The 18,112-nt window shown below is 70.0% G+C and carries 17 protein-coding genes, 1 tRNA gene, 1 pseudogene and 1 riboswitch; of the genes and pseudogenes, 11 read left to right on the forward strand and 8 right to left on the reverse strand.

The features are described from left to right. Nucleotides 1-47: 47 nt before the first annotated feature. From ABIA32_RS25585 to ABIA32_RS25600, 4 genes are all read right to left on the reverse strand, one after another. Complete coding sequence (locus tag ABIA32_RS25585; RefSeq protein WP_370099953.1) at nt 48-1,076, reverse strand: PstS family phosphate ABC transporter substrate-binding protein; 1,029 nt, start codon at nt 1,074-1,076, stop codon at nt 48-50. Nucleotides 1,077-1,277: 201 nt separating this feature from the next. After that, the gene (locus tag ABIA32_RS25590) at nt 1,278-1,682 is read right to left on the reverse strand and encodes a hypothetical protein (RefSeq protein ID WP_370099955.1); all 405 of its coding nucleotides are present in this window, start codon (nt 1,680-1,682) and stop codon (nt 1,278-1,280) included. Beyond that, nucleotides 1,679-2,017 carry a YegP family protein gene (locus ABIA32_RS25595; protein WP_370099958.1) on the reverse strand — a complete coding sequence of 113 codons (339 nt, stop codon included), beginning with the start codon at nt 2,015-2,017 and terminating at the stop codon, nt 1,679-1,681. The genes ABIA32_RS25590 and ABIA32_RS25595 overlap by 4 nt, the downstream gene beginning before the upstream one ends. Before the next feature lie 243 nt (nt 2,018-2,260). Next, nucleotides 2,261-4,159 (reverse strand): alkaline phosphatase family protein, encoded by a 1,899-nt coding sequence (locus ABIA32_RS25600; RefSeq protein WP_370099961.1) that lies wholly within the window; start codon nt 4,157-4,159, stop codon nt 2,261-2,263. 196 nt (nt 4,160-4,355) lie between these two features. On the opposite strand from ABIA32_RS25600, the gene ABIA32_RS25605 reads away from it, so the two are divergent. Beyond that, entirely contained in the window at nt 4,356-5,009 is a 654-nt protein-coding gene (locus tag ABIA32_RS25605; protein ID WP_370099963.1) for a class I SAM-dependent methyltransferase, read from the forward strand. Between the two features lie 685 nt (nt 5,010-5,694). After that, nucleotides 5,695-6,543: pseudogene (locus ABIA32_RS25610) on the forward strand (NADP-dependent oxidoreductase); the annotation flags it as partial. 15 nt (nt 6,544-6,558) lie between these two features. On the opposite strand, the gene ABIA32_RS25615 reads toward ABIA32_RS25610, so the two are convergent. Next, a complete protein-coding gene (locus ABIA32_RS25615; protein ID WP_370099966.1) occupies nt 6,559-6,996 on the reverse strand; it encodes a hypothetical protein in 438 nt (145 codons plus the stop codon). A 40-nt stretch (nt 6,997-7,036) separates the two neighbouring features. Here ABIA32_RS25615 and ABIA32_RS25620 point away from each other — a divergent pair, with 40 nt between their 5' ends. The 6 genes from ABIA32_RS25620 to ABIA32_RS25645 all read left to right on the forward strand — a co-directional run bounded on the left by ABIA32_RS25620 (nt 7,037) and on the right by ABIA32_RS25645 (nt 13,806). Further along, nucleotides 7,037-7,351: a hypothetical protein gene (locus tag ABIA32_RS25620; protein ID WP_370099969.1), complete on the forward strand. Its 315-nt coding sequence runs from the start codon at nt 7,037-7,039 to the stop codon at nt 7,349-7,351. A 602-nt stretch (nt 7,352-7,953) separates the two neighbouring features. Then, nucleotides 7,954-9,036 (forward strand): CoA transferase, encoded by a 1,083-nt coding sequence (locus ABIA32_RS25625; protein WP_370099971.1) that lies wholly within the window; start codon nt 7,954-7,956, stop codon nt 9,034-9,036. A gap of 78 nt (nt 9,037-9,114) precedes the next feature. Next, nucleotides 9,115-10,155 (forward strand): Lrp/AsnC family transcriptional regulator, encoded by a 1,041-nt coding sequence (locus ABIA32_RS25630; RefSeq protein WP_370099974.1) that lies wholly within the window; start codon nt 9,115-9,117, stop codon nt 10,153-10,155. A 150-nt stretch (nt 10,156-10,305) separates the two neighbouring features. Then, complete coding sequence (locus ABIA32_RS25635) at nt 10,306-12,003, forward strand: carboxylesterase/lipase family protein (protein WP_370099977.1); 1,698 nt, start codon at nt 10,306-10,308, stop codon at nt 12,001-12,003. A 262-nt stretch (nt 12,004-12,265) separates the two neighbouring features. Continuing rightward, nucleotides 12,266-12,931, forward strand: a complete 666-nt coding sequence (locus tag ABIA32_RS25640; protein ID WP_370099980.1) for a DUF4097 family beta strand repeat-containing protein — start codon at nt 12,266-12,268, stop codon at nt 12,929-12,931. Between the two features lie 68 nt (nt 12,932-12,999). Continuing rightward, nucleotides 13,000-13,806, forward strand: a complete 807-nt coding sequence (locus ABIA32_RS25645; RefSeq protein WP_370099983.1) for an alpha/beta fold hydrolase — start codon at nt 13,000-13,002, stop codon at nt 13,804-13,806. Nucleotides 13,807-13,884: 78 nt separating this feature from the next. On the opposite strand, the gene ABIA32_RS25650 is transcribed toward ABIA32_RS25645, so the two are convergent. Both ABIA32_RS25650 and ABIA32_RS25655 read right to left on the reverse strand, forming a co-directional pair. Beyond that, complete coding sequence (locus tag ABIA32_RS25650; RefSeq protein WP_370100153.1) at nt 13,885-14,658, reverse strand: 2-phosphosulfolactate phosphatase; 774 nt, start codon at nt 14,656-14,658, stop codon at nt 13,885-13,887. Between the two features lie 152 nt (nt 14,659-14,810). Next, nucleotides 14,811-14,883: transfer RNA gene (locus ABIA32_RS25655), tRNA-Arg, on the reverse strand. A 106-nt stretch (nt 14,884-14,989) separates the two neighbouring features. Here ABIA32_RS25655 and ABIA32_RS25660 point away from each other — a divergent pair. From ABIA32_RS25660 to ABIA32_RS25670, 3 genes are all read left to right on the forward strand, one after another. Continuing rightward, nucleotides 14,990-15,532, forward strand: coding sequence for a GNAT family N-acetyltransferase (locus ABIA32_RS25660; RefSeq protein ID WP_370099986.1), 543 nt, complete (start codon nt 14,990-14,992; stop codon nt 15,530-15,532). A 37-nt stretch (nt 15,533-15,569) separates the two neighbouring features. After that, complete coding sequence (locus ABIA32_RS25665) at nt 15,570-16,007, forward strand: (4Fe-4S)-binding protein (protein ID WP_370099988.1); 438 nt, start codon at nt 15,570-15,572, stop codon at nt 16,005-16,007. 113 nt (nt 16,008-16,120) lie between these two features. Further along, the gene (locus ABIA32_RS25670; RefSeq protein WP_370099991.1) at nt 16,121-16,435 is read left to right on the forward strand and encodes a GNAT family N-acetyltransferase; all 315 of its coding nucleotides are present in this window, start codon (nt 16,121-16,123) and stop codon (nt 16,433-16,435) included. Between the two features lie 65 nt (nt 16,436-16,500). On the opposite strand, the gene ABIA32_RS25675 is transcribed toward ABIA32_RS25670, so the two are convergent. Further along, a complete protein-coding gene (locus ABIA32_RS25675) occupies nt 16,501-17,736 on the reverse strand; it encodes a transglycosylase family protein (protein WP_370099994.1) in 1,236 nt (411 codons plus the stop codon). Between the two features lie 6 nt (nt 17,737-17,742). Continuing rightward, nucleotides 17,743-17,897, reverse strand: a riboswitch (cyclic di-AMP (ydaO/yuaA leader). Nucleotides 17,898-18,112 lie beyond the last annotated feature (215 nt).

Genomic DNA, 18,112 nt, shown 5'->3' on the forward strand with positions numbered 1-18,112 from the left:
CGCAGACGCGCCGACCCGTCACCGGGGGAAGAGGTGGAGCAGGCGGATCAGGTGGTGGTGATGCCACCGCAGAGCGCCAGCGACAGGAAGCCGTAGCTCTTCAGGTCGGCCTGGGCGGTGGTGTTCTTGCAGACCCAGCCGGTGGAACCGAACAGGGTCTTCAGGGCGGTGGCGTGCGCGTCGCCCTTGTTCCAGTCGGCGGTGCGGACCACGGTGTAGAGGTTGCGCGCGTAGGTGGTCTGCGCGTACGCCGAGGTGATGACGTGGTTCACGGTGTCGATCGGGGTCACGCCGTTGGTCTGGCGGACCGTCAGCGGGCCGGGGGCGTCCGTCGCGGTGGTGTGGCCGAAGTAGACCTGGCCGATGTAGTGGCCCACGGAGTAGGGCACCATGGCGTCCTTGGTCTGCAGCAGCGGGTTGGTGCCCTCGTTCTCCTCGACCGTCTGGTTGACGCAGGCGCCGACCGTCGCGTCGGTGACGCCGATGGCGCCCTCGAAGAAGGAACGAGTGCCGGAGCCGACCTGCGGCAGGAAGGCCTGGATGGTGTTGGCGGAACCGGTGTAGCCGGAGATGTCCGTGATCTGGTTCCACTTGGTGATCGAGCAGGTGTAGATGCCCTTCAGGTCCGCCGTGGTCAGGTTCGCGGGGGCGTCGCCACTGGCGTCGGCCGCCCAGGAGACCGCGTCCTTGGCGTAGGCGATGAAGGACAGGCCCGTCGGGTCACCGGTCTTCGGGGCGCGCGAGGAGCGGGAGTAATCGATGGTGGCGCTGGTGTTGGCGGCCAGGGCGGCGATGCCGGCGCTGGAGCCGTTCGGGCGGGCGATGGACTTCGCACCCGTCTTCGGGGTGATCGGGCTGGTACCGGTCGCGTCCCAGCTGTAGAGCTTGGGGGTACCGGTGTAGTCGTGCGACAGCTGGTTGAACAGCGCCTGGGTGGTGTCCGAGCCGACACCGACGATGTCGGTCGCGGCGGGGGTGACCGTCGGGTCGGCCAGGGCGGGGCCGGCGGCGAGGGCGGTCGCGCCGATGGCGATCGCGACGGCGATGAGCGGCTTGGACAGCGGCATGGTGCGCATGTTCCGGTCCTCCACGAGGGCGGGTCGTACAGGCGTTCCGCGGCCTCGGTTCGGGCCCCGGCGACGACGAGCCTCGCTGCGGCCCCGGATCGCGACAAGGACGACACGGCGGCGGCAGCTCTGCCGCCCGCTGCAAGGTCGCAGCTCACCGTGGTTGCGAGGTCCGGACCGCACACCGGCCGTGCTTCTCGCGGTGGGGGTTCAACTGCCGGTTGGCCACGATTCGTTCACCAAGTCCAGCGCCGCCGTGAAGCCCGCGGCCCCGCGTCGGCACTGGTCCATCCGCAGGTAGCCGCGCGCGCTGCGGGCCACCGGCTGCCGTTCCCTGCTGCCGCTGCGGCGGGCCGGCAGATACGCGGTCCAGCCCCACTCCCGGCTGCCGCCCGGCTGGGTCAGGCCGAAGCGCAGCTCGCGCCGGTCCGCGAGGAGTTCGCGCAGCGCGGCGGCGAGCTCGTCGTCCCCGGCGAAGAGGCCCGTCGAACGGGCCAGCGGCCGACCGTTGGCGGCCAGCAGCGTCCAGGACACCTGCGCGCCCGCGCCGCGGACCGCGACCAGCCGCGGCCGGCGCGGCAGCCGCGCCTCCTGCTCCCGCACGGGCGTCGTCACGACCGCTCCAGCAGGGCCATGAACGTCCCCAGCGCCTTGCGGCAGGTCGCGTAGCGCTCGTAGGCGCGCGGCGACCGAGCGAGCGTCTTCCCCTCGGTGATGCTGACCGTCCAGACCCAGCCGACGCCCTCGTGCACGTGCGCGATCCGCGCGTGCCGCTCCAGCCCCTCCCGCAGCAGGCCGCGGCACGCCGTCAACGCGGCCTCCTCGGTGCGGTACTGCGGCGGCGAGACGCCGACGACTCTTCCGTTGACGGCTTTCAGCCGCCACCCGTACAACCCGTTCCCGCTCTGCCCGGCGCTGCAACGCCCCTTGCCGACCAGCGACTCGCCCACGGCGACGCCCCCTTGTGTCCTTCGTGTCCCCACCCGATGTGCACGTGCGTCGGCGCAGGTCCAGTGTGTGGGTGGAAGGAGGGTTTCCTGTCATGGCTCGATCGGCTGTTCGTCCCCCGGTTGCGCCTTGTTCAGCAGGAGTCGGAGAGCGCTCCCCCGACATGTCCGAAAGATGCCGCCCACGGAACGACATCCCGTGGGCGGCAGCGGAGTTGAGACGACCAGAGGGCAGTCAGGAAACGGTCAGGAGGCGTTCAGGGCGGTGTCGTCGATGACGAAGCTGGTCTGGAGGCTGGAGTCCTCGCTGCCGGTGAACTTGAGGGTGACGGTCTGTCCGGCGTAGCTGGACAGGTTGAAGGAGTGCTGGGTGTAGCCGTTGGCCGCGTTCAGGTTGGAGTAGGTGGCCAGGGTGCCGAGCACGGTGCCGGAGCTGCTGAGGACCTGGACCTTGAGGGTGTCGTAGGCCGTGGTGGTGGTCGTCTCGGCGGTGTCGACGTGCAGCCAGAAGGAGAAGGTGGCGGTGCAGCCGGCCGGGACGGCGACGGACTGGGCGAGGGTGTCGGTGTGGGTGGTGCCGTAGCCGTCGAGCCAGGCGTCCCAGCTGCCGGAGTGGGCGGGTTCACTGACGGTGTCGTTGTTCAGCACGCCCGCGGTCATGGTCCACGGCGAGGCGGAGCCGGTCTCGAAGCCGGGGTTGCCGAGCTTCTGGCCGGGGCTGGTGCAGCCGCCGCCGCTGGGGTTGACGGTCCAGCTGAAGGAGGCCGAGCCGGACGCGGTGCCGGAGGAGGCGGTGACCTTGACGCTGGAGGTTCCGGCGGCGGTCGGGGTTCCGGAGATGAGACCCGTCGTCGCGCTGATCGAGAGCCCGGCCGGGAGTCCGGTGGCGCTGTAGGTCAGCGACTTGCCGGCCGAGTCGGAGCCGGAGATCTGGAGGGACACCGAACTGTTCACGGTGGTGGACTGGTTGCCGGGGTTGTTCACGCTGACCGTCTCGGTGGCCTGCGGGTTGACCGTCCAGTTGAAGCTCGCGTTCCCGCTGGAGCCGGAGGCGTCGGTGGCGGTGACGGTGACCGCGGAGGTGCCTGCGGTGGTCGGCGTGCCCGAGATCAGACCGGTCGTCGCGTTGATCGAGAGCCCGGCGGGCAGGCCCGTCGCGGCATAGCTCAGCGTCTGCCCGGCGGCCGAGTCGCTCGCGCTGATCTGGAGCGAGGCCGCGGTGCCGACGGTGCCGGTCTGGCTGCCGGGATTGGTGACCGTGACGGTGTTGACGCCGCCGCTACCGAAGATGTCGGTGACCGGGGTGGCGCTCGCGCTGTTGTTGGCGGCGGCGAGCCCGAAACTGTCCTCGACGGTGCGCAGCACGTTGTCGTGCGTGATGTGCTCCGAGTACTGCCCCGCCGTGACGCCCGCGCCCACCATCAGCGTCGGGATCTGGTTGCTGGCGCTGGAGTCGTCCTCGTCCCAGGTGACGACGAGCAGGCTGTTGTGGGTCTTGGCCCACTGCGCGTAGCCGTCGATGTTGCTCTGCAGCCAGCTGTCGCCCTGCTGGATCGTGCCGTCGTGCATGTCGTTGTTCAGGTTCGGCACGACGAAGCCGATCTTCGGCAACGTGGTGTAGTCCGTGGGGTAGGCCGCGAAGGTGCGGTTGCTCGCAGCGGGGACGTCGCTGAAGTTGACCCACGGATTGTGCTTGCGCGCGTAGGTGCCGCTGGTGCAGCCGGTGTAGCCGTCCGACGGCATCGACTCCGAGTAGCCCGTGAAGCTGACCGACGCCGCGATCGCCTCACCGCCCAGGTCGGGCCCGGAGAAGGTGTGCGGGCAGCTGTCGTCGCTGATGCCCTGGGTCGAACCCGAGAACAGCTCCAGGTAGTTGGGCTCGCTGGGGTGGCTGACGGCGAACGACTGCGTGAAGAGCGCCCCCTGGCCGGCCAGGTTGTTGATGTACGGGGCGGACGAGCTTCCGATGATCTCGCCGTAGGAGTGGTTCTCCTCGATCACCACGACGATGTGGTCGAAGTGCGGCACCGTCGTCGCGGCGCTGGCCGCGGGCGCGGCGGTCACCGCGGCCGCGCCGAGGCCGACCAGCGAACCGGCCAGCACCGCGGCTGCGGCGGCGAGGGTGGTGACGGTCTTTCGGATCACGGTGGTCTCCCGAAGGCTTCCGAATCGCTCCGAGGCGACCGGAACCGGCCGCCGCCAGCCACGGTGACGGCATGTCGCATACGCGACAAGTGATGCCGGGAAGCCTTGCGCGGAAATTCACCTGTTGTGAGCATGATGAACAAGCCCGTGAAGGAAGCGCGCCCGAACGCCGCCCCGGCCGACTAGGGTCTCGGGCATGACCGAGGCCCTTCCCCTCCACGTCACGCGCGAGGCGTACGACGCCGTCGCTCCCGCCTACGCCGAGCAGTTCCGCGACTCGCTCCGCGAACTTCCGTTGGACCGTGCGTTGTTGGGCGCCTTCGCCGAGCTCGTCGGCGCGGGCGGCGGCGGCCCGGTCGCGGACCTGGGGTGCGGCCCCGGCCACATCACGGCGTACCTGCGCGATCTCGGGCTGTCGGCCTTCGGCGTCGACGCCTCCCCGGTGATGATCGCGCTCGCCCGCGAGGCCAACCCGGACCTCCGCTTCGAGGTGGGCCTGATGTCCGCGCTCGATCTCCCTGACGCCGGCCTGGCCGGGGTGCTCTCGCGCTGGTCCGTGATCCACACCCCGCCCGAGGAAGTCCCCTCCGTCCTCGCGGAGTTCCACCGCGTCCTGGCGCCCGGCGGCCACCTGCTGATCGGCTTCTCTGCCACCGACGAGCCGTCCCTGCCGACGCAGTCCTACGACCACAGAGTGGCCACCGCCTACCGCTGGTCCCCCGACCAGCTCTCCGCGCTCCTCCGCGCCGCCGGCCTCGCGGAGGTCGCGCGCCTGATCTGCGAGCCTGGCCCCACCGACCGTCGCCAGTTCCGGGAGGTCCAGCTGCTCGCCCGCAGAGAGGTTTCCTGAGGCTCCTGAGGTTTCGCCGTCAGCGACCCGCAGCGACAGGCCCGGAACACCAGCCCGGCCGTGACAGCGCCCACCACGGCCCCGACCACGGTCTGAGCCACGGTGTGGTCCCGCAGGACGACCCGCGACCACGCGATCAGGCCGACCCCGAGGTACCCGAGCAGCCACCAGGCGCCGAGCGCGACGGACAGCATCGCCACGGCACCGCCGGAGACGGCCGTGTGGATCGACACCTTCCACTTGAACCCGGCGGTGATCACCAGGATCGGCACCAGCGTGGCGAGCATCGCCACGATCATCGCGACGATCTCCTGCGGCGCGCCCGCCAGCCACATGAGGAGCAGGCCGACCAGCACCGACAGCGCCAGCACCGGCAGCACCTTCGCCCGCTTCGCCCGGTCACCGACGTAACGGTCCCCCAGCGTGCCGCGCCGCATGCCGAACTTGATGATCCCCTGCGGGATGACACCCGCGAACAGCGCCGCGAACACCGCCCACCCGACCCCGGCCCACCCATGGCGCACGACGCCGATGAGGACCAGGACGCCGACGATGATGTTCTGCGGGTCCAGCCCCCGCGTGACGACGCGCGCCCAGGTCGGTGGCGGGACTGCCGGCGACTCGGCGGCCGCGGTTCGCGGCTCCGTGTCAGTGACGTCGTCCATGCGGGGTGCACTCCAAGGCTGTTCGGGTGAGACGGGGCGGGTGGGCTCCCGGAATTCTCCCATTCGATCTTCCGAGCTCCCCTACGCCCCTCGGCGAGCCGCCGTTCACGCTCGGCTGGGACGTCTCCGGCGTCGTCGAGGCGGTCGGTCTCGGCGTCTCGCTGTTCAAGCCCGGCGACGAGGTCTTCGGCAGGCTGCCGTACCCGCACGGAGCCGGTGCGTACGCCGAGTACGTCACCGGCCCCGTCCGCGCCTTCGTGCCCAAGCCGTCCGCGCTGGGCCACGTCGAGGCCGGGGCGCTGCCGATGGTGGCGCTGGTCGGCTGGCAGGCGCTGGTCGACACCGCCCGCCTGCAGCCGGGGCAGCGGGTGCTGGTCCTCGGGGCAGCCGGCGGCGTGGGCCACGTCGCGGTGCAGATCGCCAAGGCGCGCGGCGCGTACGTCATCGGCACTGCGTCCGGCGACAAGCGCGACTTCCTGCGCGGGCCGGGCCTGGACCAGGTCATCGACTACCGCACCGCGGACGTCGCGGAGCAGGCCCACGACATCGACGTGGTCCTCGACCTGGTCGGCGGCACCGACCGGCTCCGCTCCCTGGAGACGCTCAAGCCGGGCGGCGTCCTGGTCACCAGCCTGCCCGTCGCCTTGGACGAGGCGAATCAGCGCGCCGCCGAGTTGGGGGTGCGGGTCGCGACGCTCGTGGTCGAACACGACCAGGCGGGCATGGTCGGCATCGCCGCGCTCGCCGAATCCGGACAGCTGCGCGCACACGTCTTCGGTACCTACCCGCTCGCCGAAGCCGCGAAGGCCCACGCGGAAGCCGAGTCTGGGCGCGTCACGGGCAAGCTGGTGCTCACCGTGCGCCCGTAGACCTCGTCGAAATGCTCAGTACGCGCCGAGCACCTGGAAGCTGCTGCTGACGAAGACATGGTGCGGCCAGTTCACGCCGATGTAGTGAACTTCGTATTCACCGTTGCTCAGCAGCACGACGCGGTCCGCGATCCCTCCGGGGTAGGCGGCCAGTGCCGCCTCCGATGCCCGATAGGCCACCGTCCCGCTCTGGATGGTGCCCGATCCCTCCTTGTAGTCGGCCGGGATCTGACCGACCTGCTTCGAGGCGCTCTTCGTCCCCCGCTGGAACGGAAGGACCTGCGAAGAGGGCGTCGTGTAGGCACTGCCCGCCGGCTCCACGGTGACCTGGGTGGCCGTGATGTTCGTGCTGTTGGTGGTGCCCAGCACAAGTACCGGCTTGCCCACCGCCACCGCGCTCGCCGACGCCGCAGCCGTCCCCACCTGGTAGACCGTGCCGGCGGTCTCGGTCACCGTCACCTTCTGACCCGCCGTAGTGGTGAGAGTGAAGCCGTTGCCGGACACACTCGCCACCGTGCCGCTGGAGCCTCCTGCGGCAGGACCGGACCGTGCGTTCGCTCCTCCACCACCCTGCCGGGGGCCGCCGAACGGCGGCGCGCTCTGCCCCGCCGTGGCCGAAGCCGTTGCACTGCTGGACGCGGTGCTCGACGTGCCGTTCGTGGCACTGCAGCCGGCCACGGCCGCGGTCACGCACACCACCGCCGCCGCACCGACCAACAGCCGCCCGGCCTTGCCTCGGCCGACACCACCCGACGTCGGTTCCGTGCTGGCCTCCGGGGAGTTCGCCGACTCATGGACATTCATCTGAGCACTCCTCGCTGTTCCGTTGCGGTCGACGGTGCCGCCCGAATCCATGAGGCGCCCCTGAGTCTCGTGTGAGCAGTCAGTGCGTGGACGGCGCGGCGATTTCCATCGCAGCTCGCTGATGAATGGCGGTTTCCTTCACGATCGGGTTCCGCTAGGCGTCGGTGTTCATGCTCGGCGGTGAGGTGCGGTACCGAGCGGAGGATTGATCATGAGTGGTGATGCCGGGAAGGCGCTGGAGGAGCTGCTGGGTGAGGTCGGGCTGTCGACCGCGGATGTCGGGGGGAGAGTGAGTTTCGCCGGGGAGGATCCGATCGTGGCGGCGCGGCATCGACTGGGCGCGGCGATCGGCGTCCCGATCATGGCGTGTGCGGTCGGAGCGGCCGCGTTGCACCGATACCGGACGGGGACAACGCAGGATCTGCATCTGGATCTGCGCCAGGCCGTGCACGGGATCACGCCGCACGCGTTCTGGAGTCCGAAGCTCGCGGGTGAGCTGCCACCGCACCCGCTGGTGGCCGACAACCACTTTCTGCTCACTCCCTACCGGACGCGTGATGGCCGAACGGTGATGCCCTCGGGGGTGTACCCGCACCTGGCCGCCAAGTGGGAGCGGTTCCTGGGGTCCCGCCGGACCGGGAACGGATCGCCGAGGCCCTCGCGCGATGGGACGCCGAAGCGCTGGAGGAGGCCGCGAACGCGGAAGGGCTGCCCGTCACCATCGCCCGCACCCCGCAGGAGTGGCTGGCCCATCCGCAGGGAGCACTGCTGGCCGAGCTGCCGGTGATCGGGCTGGAACGCGTCGGGGACGCTCCACTGCGCGCGTTCGAGCCCGCGGACCGTCCGCTGGAGGGGGTGCGGGTGCTGTCGTTCACCCACGCGATCGCGGGGCCGACGGTGGGGCGGACGCTGGCCGAGCAGGGCGCGGACGTGTTGTGCGCGACCCGGCCGAACGACTACGAACACGACTTCATCTACGCCGAGGCCAATGTCGGCTCGCGCAGCACCTACCTCGACCTGACCACCGACCGAGGCCGGGCACTGGCCGAGGAACTCCTGGCCGACGCCGATGTGGTGGTCAACAATCACCGCGGCGGGAAGCTGGAGAATCTCGGTCTGGATCCTCGTTCGCTGGCGCAGCGTCATCCGGGCCTGATCAGCGTGTCGGTGACCTGCTACGGGTCGAGCGGGCCCTGGGCGGCGCGGGGTGGCTTCGACATGAACGGGTCGGCTGCCTCGGGCCTGATGGTGATCGAGGGCAGCGAGCAGCAGCCCGTGCTGCCGATCACCGGAATGATCAACGACTTCATCACCGGCTACCTGGGGGCGGCCGGAGCCACGGCAGCGTTGCTGAGACAGGCCAAGGAGGGCGGAAGCTGGCATGTGACCGTCAGCCTGACCCGCACCGCCATGTGGTACCAGAGCCTCGGCCTGGTCGACCCGGCCCGAGCGGCGACAAGTCCCGAACGCTCGTTGCGGGAGCCTGCCGCCTACGATGCCGACACGCCGCTGGGCGAGGTTCACATGCTCGCCCCGCCGGTCGTCTTCTCCAAGACCGCGCCACGCTGGCGGGATCCGATTCTGGTGCCGCGCGGCTCCAGCCGGCCCGGCTGGCTCAGCGCGGACGCAGACGCGGACGCAGACGCGGACGCGGACGCAGACGCAGACGCGGACGCGGCGACGGGATGACGTGATGACACAGGGCCGTGCGATGTCGGGCGTGCTTGATCCGCGGTTTCGGCGCCACCGTCCGACAGACTCACCCGCATGACCGAACGCACACGACGGTGGGTCGACGAGGACGATGTCGCACTGCTGGACGCACTGCACGTCAACCCGCGTGCGAGCTTCGAAAGGCTCGGCGCGGCGCTCGGAGTGTCGCCGGTGACCGCAGCCCGCCGATGGCGGCGGCTCGCCGAGGCGGGACAGGCCTGGATCTCCTCGGTGCCGGGCCCGCAACTGCCCATGTCCGGGGCACTGTTCGAGGCCACGTGCGTTCCCGGGCAGGTCCAGGCCACAGCCGCCGCGCTCACCGCTCTGCCGCAGGTGTTCAGTGTTCATCTGACGACCGGGACGAACGACCTGTACGCGCTCGTCGTCGCCGCCGACGCCCAGATCCTGGCACGGCTGCTGCTGGAAGACCTGCCCCAGGTGCCTGGCCTGTTGCGGGTCCGGAGCAGCGTCATCACCCAGATGTTCTCCGGCGCGCATTGGCGGCTGGGCGCCATCAGCCGCCAACAGGCCAGCGAGATCCAGTCCGGCGACGAGGACCCCCGCTCCGACACCCTTCCGCCCCCTCCGGGGCTCAACGACTTCGAACAGGCGCTGTTCCTGGCGCTGCAGGACGACGGCCGCGCCGGATACCGCGACCTGGCCGCCGCACTCGGCCGCTCCGAGCAGTCGGTGAAACGCCGCCTGGGCATGCTGGTCCGGCGCGGACAGCTGGACTTCCGCACCGACTTCGTCCGACCCGAAGGAGGTTGGCGCGCGCAGGTCGCGCTGTGGCTGCGCGTCCCCGACGAGCAGGTAGACGAGGTCGGAACGCAGCTGAGCGGCTGGCCGCAGATCCGGGTGTGCGCGGCGCTGGTCGGCCGGGCGAACCTGTTCACCACCCTCCAGTTGCACAGCCTCCACGAACTCTCCGGAGTCCTGTGCCGCGTCCGGGGGGCGTGGCCCGCCGTCCATGTCAGCGACCGGCGGGTCGTGCTTCGGTCGACCAAATCCTGGGGCAGGGTCCTGGACGCCGACGGCTACGCCGTCGGCGTCGTCCCGGTGAATCCGTGGGCGCCACCGGCCTCCGCGCCGTGACGGGCCGCCTCCGCCGCATCCGTTCTCGCCCGCTTCCTCCAAATCCCGGACGGGAGATGTGAGTTTCCGTCATCTGAACGGGGCCTCGGTGACGCTCCGGACACTGGGTGGGCCATCCCACCCGGTTCAAGGTCTCGAGGAGAACCCCCGATGAGCAGACCACTCCGCTCCGCCGCCATCCGATCTCCGTGGCGGCCGACCCGCCGTCCGGCCCGATGGGCGCTGGCGAGCGCAGCCACAGCCCTGTCGCTGCTGCTTCTGCCCATGAGCTCCGCCGGCGCCTCTGCCGTGGTTCCGGCGACGGTCGCCACCGCCCAGGGAGCCGTTCAGGGCGTCGTCACCGCCGCCGGGTCCCACTGGCTCGGCCTCCCCTACGCGGCACCGCCCACCGGCAGCCGCCGCTGGAAGCCGCCTGCGGCGGCCGCGTCTTGGTCCGGAGTCCGCCCGGCCACCAGCCCCGCACCGGCCTGTCTGCAGGACACCACCGACTACGCCAAGGGCCGTGGCTCCGAGGACTGCCTGTACCTCAACGTCTACGCCCCGCCCGGCACGGCCACCGACAGCAGGCTCCCGGTCATCGTGTGGATGCACGGCGGCGGGTTCGTCAACGGCAGCGGCGGCGACTGGGACGGCACGAGCCTCGCCCAGACCGCGAACGCGATCGTCGTCACCATCAACTACCGGCTCGGCCCGTTCGGCTGGCTCGCCCTGGACTCCCTGTCAGCCGAGCAGAACGGCGCATCGGGCAACTACGGACTGATGGACCAAGCGGCCGCCTTCGCCTGGGTCAAGAACAACATCGCCGCGTTCGGTGGCGACGGCGGCAACGTCACCATCGCCGGCCAGTCCGCCGGCGCGGAGAGCGTCTTCGCCCAGCTCGTCTCTCCCGGATCGGCTGGGCTGTTCCAGAAGGCCATCTCCATGTCCGCACCCACTGCGGTCAACCTGCCCACCGCAGCTGCTGCCTCCCAACGCAACAACAGCGCCTACGCCACCGAGCTCGGCTGCACCGACGCCGCCACCCAGGTCGCCTGCCTGCGGGCGGTCCCTGCCGCCCAGGCACTAGCCGCCGGCCACGAGAGCTGGAACCTGATCAAGGACCTCGGGCTGTACTGGACCCCCGTCGTCGGCGTCCCGACCCTGCCCGACCAGTGGCTCACCCTGTACAAGAACGGCGCCTACACCAAAGTCCCGATCATCGTCGGCAGCACGCACGACGAAGGACAGTTGTTCACCGCGATCTACGAGAACAACAACGGCCACGCCCTCACCCTCAGCGAGCTCGTCGACCGCGGTTCCAAGTTCCTCGGCGTTGCCACCCCCGTCGTCCTCGCCAAGTACAACCCGCTGACCTACGGCAGCAACTCCGCCGCGATGTCAGCGGTCATGACCGACGCACTGTTCGCCTGCGGGCAGGGCCGCGTCCGCGACGCCCTCGCTACGGGCGGCACCCCCGTCTACAGCTACGAGTTCACCGACCCCCACGCGTTCGAAGTCAACGTCCACGGCCAATACAGCGCCATCACCGACGCACACGACGCGGATCTGCCGTTCCTGTTCCAGTCCAACCCCGCCGACATCCAACCCCCCACCCCCGCCTTCAGCCCCGACCAAAGGGCCCTGGCCGTCCAGATCGGCCAGTACTGGGGCGCGTTCGCCCGCACCGGCGACCCGAACTCGGCGGGCCTGCCGGCCTGGCCCAGCTACGTGGCCGGAACCAGCACCCCCACCCAGTCCCTCACACCGCCGGCCGCCGTCACCCTTCCCAGCGGCCAGTACTACGACCGCCACAACTGCGGCATGTGGAACACCATCCTCGACCTGAAGGCGCTCTCCAGCCCCTCCTAGCGCCTCCGATGGCAGCCGGTGCATCGGCGACACCCTTGGGAGTCTCGTGCTCCCAAGGGTGTCGCCTGCGTCGCGTTCACTCTCAATCCGATGCAACGACCAGAGCGCCAGTCATTGCGTTAGATTCGCTCCCATTGCAACGAAATTACGGCTTTCACCTGTACTAATGCCGATTAGATGCAACGAGCATGTTGCGTAATCCTCGAACGCAACGTAGCTTTTCGCCTATCAGAAACGAAGAGCTGAACGAGGAGCACACATCATGCTGAGGTTCGACACCCCCGCCACGATCACCGCCATCCTGGGCATCCCCGCCGGACGCATCCAGCTCATCGCCGCCGACCGCGCCGACACCACCGTCGAGGTGCGGCCCTCCAACCCGGCCAAGAGCCGCGACGTGAAGGCCGCCGAGCAGATCCAGGTCGCCTACGCCGACGGCGTCCTGCAGATCCACACGCCTGAGCCCAAGAACCAGTACTTCGGCCCCACAGGTTCCCTGGAGATCACCGTCCAACTGCCCGCCGGCTCCCGCCTCGAGGCCAAGACCGCCGGCTGCGAACTCCGCGGCGTCGGCCGCCTCGGCGACGTCACCTTCGACGGCGCCTACCGCCAGATCAAGATCGACGAGGCCTCCAGTGTCCGCCTCACCGCGGTCGACGGCGACGTCGAGGTCCGCCGCCTCACCGGCCCCGCGCAGATCAGCACCGCACGCGGCGACATCACGCTCACCGAGGCCGTCCGCGGCACGGTCGATCTCCACACCCAGATGGGCGACATCACGGTCGGCGCCGCCCCCGGCGTCTCCGCCGCCCTGGACGCCGGCACGGGCCACGGCCGCATCAGCAACGCCCTCAAGAACGACGGCACCGCCGAACTCGACATCCGCGCCACCACCTCCTACGGCGACATCACCGCCCGCTCCCTCTGAACCACCGCATCTCCAGTAACCTTCCACCGCACCGCTCCTGATCCGCTTTCAACCCGAAGAGGCAAGCCTTGACCAGCAAGCAGCAGTCCGCGTGGAGCGGAATGGTGACCGTCGACGACACCGCCCTGGCCGTGACCGACACCGGCGGGACCGGCACTCCCGTGGTCTACCTCAACGGCTCCTACGCCGACCAGAAGCCCTGGCGGCGCCTCATCGCCGACCTCGGCGGCGACTACCGCCACATCACCTACGACGAGCGCGCCCGCGGCAAGTCGCAGCGCGCCTCCGACTACTCCTTCGAGGCGTGCGTCCGCGACCTCGATGCCGTCCTCAAGGCGCGGGGCGTGGAGCGGCCGATCCTGGTCGGCTGGTCCTACGGCGGCCTGATCGCGATGCACTGGGCCGCCCGTTACCCCGACCGCGTCGCGGCGGTGGTGTCCGTCGACGGCGCGATGCCGACGGTAGAGATCGACGACGCCACCCGCGAGCAGGTCCGGAACCTGTTCCGCAAGCTGAGCCCGCTGTTCCCGCTGCTGCGCCCGCTCGGCCTCGCCGCCCGGATGAGTACCGCGCAGCACGCCGAGATCAACCTCGAACTCATCGACCTCTGCTCGGCCCGCGCCCTCGCCCCGGTCTTCGCCGATGTGACCGCGCCGACCCGGTACATCATCGGCACCGGCGGCAACCTGGGCGCGACCGAGAAGGAGATGGAGGACATGCGGACCGAGCTGGGCCGGATGCTCGACGGCAACCCGACGATCCAGATCAGCAAGAAGGTCGCCAGCAACCACTCGCACATCCTCAGCAAGGACTTCCACTCGGTCGCCGACGCGGTCCGCGAACTCGCCACCGCCCGCGACCACGAGGTCGGCTGAGCCGCGATCGGGCCACGTCAACTGCGACTGGGTTCGACACCGAGGTTGCGCAGGCTGGGGCTGCCCGGGGTGCGGTCATCACCATGAGCAACTGGCTGTCGTCGAGGGTCCGCAGGACCTGCCAGTCGAAGGTGTAGGGGCCGGCGTCGAGGCTTCGTCGGCCTCGGCCGGTGAAGGCACGGCACACGGACGCAGGACCATGAGCGCGTCTTCCAAGGTCGCCACCATGGCAAAGGGAAACCTGTCGAGCTCAAGACAGAGCGCGACGTCATCAGGATGGACTCCTTGACGCACCCCCTCCGCCAACTCGGCCGCGGCGCGCGACTCGGCAGCGCGGCGAAGGAACACGGCAGCATCCGTCCCAGCAGCCTCGGTGGCTCTCCGAGCGATGTACTGAGCGCACGCCAGATCTTCATCGGCCTGCCCGTCCTCGCCAGTGACCACGAACGTGACACTGTCACTCCTGCGCGTCCGCAAGACCCGAGCCGTTGCCTCCGCCACTACGAAGCCGGCGCACAGCACCAGCGACGCCTCCTTGACCGCAAGGGCGCCGACCGTCCCCGCCGTGGTCTTCTGCACAACGGTCCGTCCGCCAAGGTCAACAGACCGCAGCAGGCCCGGCGAGTTGACCATGTCGAACCCGGGCGCGGGCGGCCCGTCCTTGAGCGCCACCCACGCCGGGTGACGAGCCTTGAGCGCCAGAGCGTCGTCCAACGACTCAGCGAGAACGATCTTTTCGGCCCCCTGGGCAAAGGCCCAGGCAGCCACGGTGAAGGCACGCATGACGTCGACCACGACCGCCACGGACGGGGCTTCGACCAGATCTGCGATACCAAGAAAACGAGCGTCCATTTCGATCACGTTCGGACGCTACATCACGTGCAGGTCCGGCCCCGGTCCCCCAGGCTTCCCGACCTGAGCACAGCCAAACGTGACCTGTGCTTATGCCTTCGAGGCATGAAGAAAGGTGGGCACATTCCGTGCCCACCTTGTCCGTTTTGCTGTGCCCCATGCAGGATTCGAACCTGCGACACCGGCTTTAGGAGAGCCGTGCTCTATCCCCTGAGCTAATGAGGCATGGGTGCCCGACAGGGTCCGGCACCGTCGCCAGTGTAGCGGCTGGGCGGCAGGGCAGTGATCAGGTTTCCGGTCGGGGCCGCGCCCGAGGTGGCAGGCTGACTCCATGGCCGATCGCATCGACGTACGCGTCGCGCACACCGCCGAGCTGGACGCCGCCGACCTCGCGGACGCACGGGCACTGCTCTACCGGGTCTTCGACGACATGGCCGAGGACGACTGGGAGCACTCCCTCGGCGGCGTGCACGCGCTGGTCCGCGAGGACGGGCTCGTCGTCGCGCACGCGTCAGTGGTGCAGCGGCGGCTGCTGCACGGCGGCCGGGCCTGGCGGGTCGGGTACGTGGAGGGCGTCGGCGTCGAGGCGCGGCTGCGCGGGCGTGGGTACGGAGCAGCGGCGATGGCCCCACTGGAGCGGGTGATCGCGCGTGCCTACGACTTCGGGGCGCTCGCCTCGACCGACGAGGCGATGGCGTTCTATGCCTCACGCGGCTGGCAGCGCTGGCAGGGCCCCACCTCAGCGCTGACACCCGCCGGGATCGTCAGGACCGAGGACGCCGACGACTGCCTGTTCGTCCTGCCGGGCAGCGCCGCCGCCCTGGAGCGGACCGGTGAGCTCACCTGCGACTGGCGCGACGGCGACCTGTGGTGAGGCCGCGTGATCAGAGCCGCGGACGCACCATGGAGGCATGAGCGAGTTCGACGAATGGCCACCCGGCGACCGGGTGAAGATCTACCGCGCTCCCGGAGTGGAGGTGAGCTTCGACGCCCGCCGCTGCCGGCACACCGAGGCCTGCGTGCGCGGCGCTCCGGAGGTGTTCGATCCGGCGGCCCGTCCGTGGATCCAGCTGGCGAACGCCGACCCCGAGCACATCGCCGAGGTCGTACGCCGCTGCCCGACCGGCGCGCTGCACTACGTGCTGACCGACGGTCCGGCCGAGCAGCCCGAGCGGCCGACCGTGATCACCCCCAGCACCGACGGGCCGCTGCTGGTCCGTGGGGACCTGCGGGTCGACGGGCCGTGGGGCACTGCGCGAGAGGTGCGGGCGGCGCTGTGCCGTTGCGGGGCCAGTGGGAACAAGCCGTTCTGCGACGGCTCGCACGAGCGCATCGGGTGGCGGGAGTGAGTCCGGCGCGGACGCGTGTCCGTTCGCACGAAAACCGACAGGGTGACGGACACTCGTCAGACAGGCGTGGGCGAAGCACGAGCCTGCGGACGCCATGCGAGGAGGCGGCGAGGATGAGCACGAGCGAGACCGAGGCCGAGGTCACAGTCGCCGACGTGCCCGAGGCGCAGCGTTTCGAGGCGCGCATCGAGGGCGATCTCGTCGGCTTCGCCTCCTACGTACGCGACGACGAGCGCGTCATCTACCAGCACACCGTCGTCGGCCCCGCCTATGAGGGTCTGGGCATCGGCGGGCTGCTGGCGCGCGCCGCGATCGAGGACGGGATCGGCCGGGGCATCAAGGTCAAGGCGACCTGCCCGTTCATCAAGGCCTGGCTGACACGACACCCGGAGTACCAGGACAAGTTGTCCGGTACCCCGGGTGTGTGAGGGGGAGAGAACCCGTTCGTAAAGCGGTCGATCAGCGGCCGATCAGCGGTCGACCGGGGTGATCATCAGGCGACGCGACCCGCGAAGTCCGGGGTGTAGTTGCTGATGGTCTCCCACTTGACGCCGGAGCTCGGGTTGGCGGCCTCGACGAACTTGCCCGCGCCGACGTAGATCGCGACGTGGTAAGTGCCGGCGGCGGTGCCGTCGTTGGACCAGAACAGCAGGTCGCCCGGCTGCAGCTGGTCGAGCGAGACGCGGGTGGTGGCCGCGGCCTGCTCCTCGCTGGTGCGCGGGAGCGAGACGCCGGCCTGCTGGTAGGCGGCCTGGACCAGACCGGAGCAGTCCCACGTGTTCGGGCCGGTACCGCCGTAGACGTAGGAGTCGCCGACGTGCGACTCCGCGAAGGAGATCGCGGCGCCGATGCCGGAGCTGCTGGCGCTGGACGTCGTCGACGAGGCGTTGGTCGCCGTGGTGGCGGTGCTCGACGAGCCGTTGGACGCCGAGCTGTCGGACGACGAGGACTGGGTCGCCGTGTCCGAGGAGCTGGAGGAGGTGGACGCCGAGGAGGCGCTGCCGCCGAGGACCAGGTGCTGGCCCGGGTAGATCCAGTCGGGACCCGAGGTCAGGGTCGACTTGTTCAGCTGGTACAGACGCTGCCAGCCACCGGAGACCTTCTCCTTCTGCGCGATGGTGGACAGCCAGTCGCCGGCCTGCACGGTGTAGCTGCCGGAGGTGGCGGCCGGGGTGCTGGTGGTCGGCGTGCTGGTGCTCGCGGCCGAGGAGCTGCCGGAGTCCGAGCTCTCGCTGTCGCTGCTGGAGGAGCCGCTCGTCGAGGAAGACGCGCTCGAGGAAGACGCGCTGCTCGAAGAGCTGCTGGACGAGCCGGAGGTGTTCAGCTGCGGCGAGCCGCCGCCCTGGCTCAGACCGGCCTGCGGGCCGCAGACGGGCCAGGCGCTCGGGCCCTGGCTGGCCAGGACCTTCTCGGCGGTGGCGATCTGCTGGTCCTTGGTGGCCAGGTCGGCGCGGGAGGCGTACTGCTGGCCGCCGTAGGCGTCCCAGGTGGACTGGTCGAACTGGAGGCCGCCGTAGTAGCCGTTGCCGGTGTTGATCGACCAGTTGCCGGTGCTCTCGCACTGGGCGACGGCGTCCCAGGTGGAGACGGTGGCGGCGTGTGCGCCGGTCGCGGTGACCAGCGGGAGGGCCATGCCGGCGCCGGTCAGACCGACGGTGGCGAGCAGGCGCTTCGAGGTGCGGCGGGCGATTTTGGGCGCGCGGTGGCGACCAGTGCCGTTGGACAGCATGAAGTGGGGTCCTCTCCCACGCCTGCGAGGTGAGCTGTCGGGTTCGGGCTGGAGTTGCCCGGCCGTGCTGTGTCACGGCTTCACCCCAAGCCGCGAGCGCTGAGCTCGCGGCGACTTACCTGGGTCCCCCGCTCCTGCCGTGAATGCGTCGGGTGACGTCTGACATGACCGGCGGCAGGACTCGGCGTTCCGGAGATGTCAGTTCCGCTTAAGTGCGGATGACGGCGACCGTAGGCAGGTCCGGCCTGAAACCTCAAGCCGCCAAGACGCCGATGAGACGTCTGTCACGTAGTCACTTCATGATTCACAGCTAGGCGGAGGCGAAATGCCCGAATTAGCACCCTGCTTTGAAGGCATTCAGTTGATATGTCCGTTT

The organism is Streptacidiphilus sp. MAP12-20 (assembly GCF_041262525.1).
Taxonomy (GTDB): Bacteria; Actinomycetota; Actinomycetes; order Streptomycetales; family Streptomycetaceae; genus Streptacidiphilus.